General features: G+C 35.6%; 3 protein-coding genes and 1 pseudogene. 2 read left to right on the forward strand and 2 right to left on the reverse strand.

The annotated features are described in order from the left end of the window. Positions 1-623, reverse strand: a pseudogene (locus BM265_RS19340) (amidase domain-containing protein); the annotation flags it as partial. A gap of 435 nt (positions 624-1,058) precedes the next feature. On the opposite strand from BM265_RS19340, the gene BM265_RS19345 reads away from it, so the two are divergent. Further along, complete coding sequence (locus BM265_RS19345; RefSeq protein ID WP_177219656.1) at positions 1,059-2,363, forward strand: AAA family ATPase; 1,305 nt, start codon at positions 1,059-1,061, stop codon at positions 2,361-2,363. A gap of 294 nt (positions 2,364-2,657) precedes the next feature. Next, positions 2,658-2,900 (forward strand): hypothetical protein, encoded by a 243-nt coding sequence (locus BM265_RS19355; protein ID WP_074963549.1) that lies wholly within the window; start codon positions 2,658-2,660, stop codon positions 2,898-2,900. A 606-nt stretch (positions 2,901-3,506) separates the two neighbouring features. On the opposite strand, the gene BM265_RS19360 is transcribed toward BM265_RS19355, so the two are convergent. Further along, positions 3,507-3,843, reverse strand: a 337-nt coding sequence (locus BM265_RS19360) for a transposase (protein ID WP_143098769.1), incomplete at its 5' end; no start/stop codon positions are given.

The raw sequence follows: 3,843 nt of genomic DNA on the forward strand, positions 1-3,843 counted from the left end.
GCCTGACTTTCATCGATATTTATATCACCGAATTTGGAATAGATAACAGCATTGTTGCCGTTGAGATTTCCGCCGCTGAGAGTAACATCGGAAACTGCACCGATTGCAGTATTCAGCGCAACATTGCCATTATACGACATCTTGCCTGTAACATACACCGGTGAATTGAGGTTGATGTTCATCTCAGACAGCGTATAGTCGTTATCAAAATTACGGCTATTATTGAACCAGATTGTCATTAGCTTGTTGTGGATATAGATCATATCCCTGCTGACATCAAAAGGCTTAGTACTGTCCTGTGCATCGGTGGTAGTTTCATCATCAGTTACTACCTCATCAACGACAAGAGCTTCATTCTCCGAGATAGTGCCATTAATGTTGGCATATTTAGCAGTTGTCGAATATACACCGTTTGTACAAGCATTTCCGTTGACTGTCAGGCCATCCACATTAAGTGTTATACCGCCAAGTTCATCGGCTGCAAACACCGCATACGGATATGCCTCCTGCTTACTTACAGCATCAGCGTTTGCAGGTAAAACTGCTGATACACTTGTTATCATTGACAATGATAACAGTCCTGAAACTATTCGTTTCAGCTTTTCAGACCTTTTTTGCTTCATTTTAACCCTCCTGAATAAACTATCATGCCAAAATTGCATGACGAATTACTTAAAATTTTTAACGTGCGAAAGTTAGTATATCATGTTCAATATGGAATGTCAATATATTAATATACGATTTAGGATTATATACTTAATTATTGTTAATCTAACAAATTACCACAATATATATTAGACAATTAACTTTATATGCTGGTATAAGAATACTTAAATCAAATAAAACGTTTCTCAAGAATAAGATCCGACACATATCTTTCTGGTAACGAGATATAATTAGTGCAACATTTTCGTGCACTTAATAAGCATTTCTGCAAGAAATACTTTGATTTTTAAATTTTTTTGAAAGAAAACCTTGCATTTTTAGGAAAGAAGTGATATAATATGAATATAATAGACTATAATCGTTTGATTCGGCAATCTTTTAGAGGTAAAAAAATGAAAACAATAATAAAAAGCTTTTATATTGACGGTTACAGGAATTTATCCAATGTTACACTGAATTTAAATGACATTACTGCAATTATAGCACTTAACAATTACGGAAAATCCAATTTAATAAACGCTATCAGATTTGGAATCGATTTTATAAAGGGCAGTAATGAGATCAAAAAAGACATATTTGAATATCTGCCTGCATTCCCTTTTTTATCGGCCAATTCAGGACGAGATTTCACATTCTCCGTTAATGCCGATATGATCGATCTCGATGAAAAAATCTACAATGTTGAATACACGTATTCATTTAAATGGCGTACAAAAACAACTCCCGGCTTTATAAATTTTGAATCGCTAAAAATATCTTCTAAAAACATCTCCGGCGGTGCATTTATTGTTAAATTGGCGGGTAGTGACGTTTATACTTTCAGGTCCTCGTTGAAAAGCAGAAACAAGCGTCCAATTATAATCAAGGATAATTCATTAGCTATAAACTTTCTTGTCAATATCATTGATAATGATGATGCATATTTGAACATATTGACTGAACTCAATAATTTGAAATTTCTGATCGAAGATCATCTTAATGCGAATGAATCTTACGGTTTTGACCCTATCAATTATAGAGGGAATAGTCAGATAAATGTACCTAGAATGATCTGGGAAATGAAAGAAAATCATCCTGATGAATACGGTATGTTGATAGATGGGTTTAAGCAACTGTTTCCTAATATAAAGGAAGTTACTTGTCAGGAACATCCTATAAGCCATAGTATGAATGATCCGTCGCAAATTGATTCTGAGATACTATTTAATAATAATGTTTATACATTAAGTGTATCTGACTCATCTTTAATTCGCCCGATAGACTTTAACTATCTTTCAGATGGTACCAAAAGAGTTTTTTTAACGCTTACAACAGCGGTGAATGCTAAGATCAACAATTTGTCTGTGCTTGCCTTAGAAGAACCTGAAAACTCAATTCATCCTAAACTGCTTCAAAATTATATCAGTATTCTGGATCTTCTCTCCGGTGACTGTAAGCTCGTTTTTACAAGCCATTCACGATATATCATTCAATTTATCGATCCGAGAGACATTGTGCTGGGTCTTCCTACAGAAACAGGGCAGGTAGATTTTAGGTATATTAATAAACCTAAAAAGCTTATTAGTGATGCTTACAATGAAGGCAGCAGCATCGGAGATTATTTATTCAATGGTCTGTCATTTGAAAATGCTGCTGAAATGCTTAGCTGCTATTTATCGGACTCGCAGATAGTGTCTGAGGATGATGGCGAGGAATAAATATGGCTAAAAAAAGAGATTCATGTTATAATTCTTCTGGTCGAAGGCGACACCGAGGTTAGCTTTTACAATAAAGTTCGAGAGTTACTTTTAAAAAATCATCAGAATTCTGACAGTTTTAAATTCCTTCATCCAATCAATATCAAGGGAATAGGTAACTATAAGACTATTGCAGCCAGACAATTTGATTTTGCGGTAACTAAGTTTCTCAAAGATAACAAACCTATCAAAAATCATAAACTTAAAAAGAGTGAACAAAAAGCGCCTAATACCAAATTTATATTCCATGCCTTTATGTGTATTGACACCGACGTATTGGATTCAGCTCAAAAACCTGCACGCTTCAGAAAAAATCCACCTATAAATGAAAACGACACAAAACAGACTATTATTAATAAAGGTGGAATTCCACATTTTATTAAAGCAGTCTATTCCATAGAAGACTGGTTCTTAGAAGATAGCAAAGGGATTATTACCTATTTAAAGATAGATAATATTCCTAAATTTAAAAATAATTCAAGCGGCGCAGAAAAATAAGCAGATATTTTCAGATGCGGTCAGAAGGTCTATACTAAAGGCGGAAAAAGCGAAGGATTTATCGAATGCTTGGACATTGAGCAAATTTTAAATAATCATCTTGACGATTTCAAGGAATTATTAGAACTTCTTGAATGAGAATAACGAAAGAGGCTGTTGCAACCGCAGCACCCTCTAACCATATCCGAACATCAGAGTAAAAAAACATATTAACTGGTGAAATAAGCTGTTTCAGTGCGCACACCCCCAAGCCCTATTCAAAAAAGAGGACTCGGGGGTGTTATGCATCAATTTGTTTAACCGTAATAACAATATAATACGACCATTGTCATGGAAAAAGCATAATTTTTACTATTCCCACCTTATTACCGAATCGTTAATCAGTTTGATGACAGGAAGCAGTAATACAATTGTTGGCAGTAACCAGTAAAACAGTTTGTAGTATCTGATCTGTTTTTTGTGCATTAATATTGCCGCAACGAACATAATGATAATGTAAATAAGCACAGTCATGCCAAATGTTGCACTCAGCCATATATGATCATTTGTTTCGGTAAGATGTCTGCTATTAGAAATATGTCTATATAGTCTCTCCTCAACAAGCCTCTAAAATCCATGGCATACCGGCTGGCGATATGAGAAGCGAATATTTATCACTATTTTCCAGAAGCGCAAAAGCATCGCCGCCAGGCGGTCGATGTTCATTGCGATAACGCTGAGAACTATCGATGCTCTTGTTGTGTCTTCTCTTTTTGTGAGCAGCAGACCAAGACCGAATTTGCGCTTTGCGAGACTGAACTTACGCTCCACTTCGATCCTGTCGGTATTATCTTTATATGCTGCCTTCTTTTCAGCCTTGCTGTCGGCGTAATTCTTCGGTCTTCCGAGTTTTTTGCCTGAAATACGTATGCCGTGACCGCTGCAAAACGAGATGTTTTCACGG

The sequence above is a fragment of the Hominimerdicola alba genome (assembly GCF_900112155.1).
Taxonomy (GTDB): Bacteria; Bacillota; Clostridia; order Oscillospirales; family Ruminococcaceae; genus Hominimerdicola; species Hominimerdicola alba_D.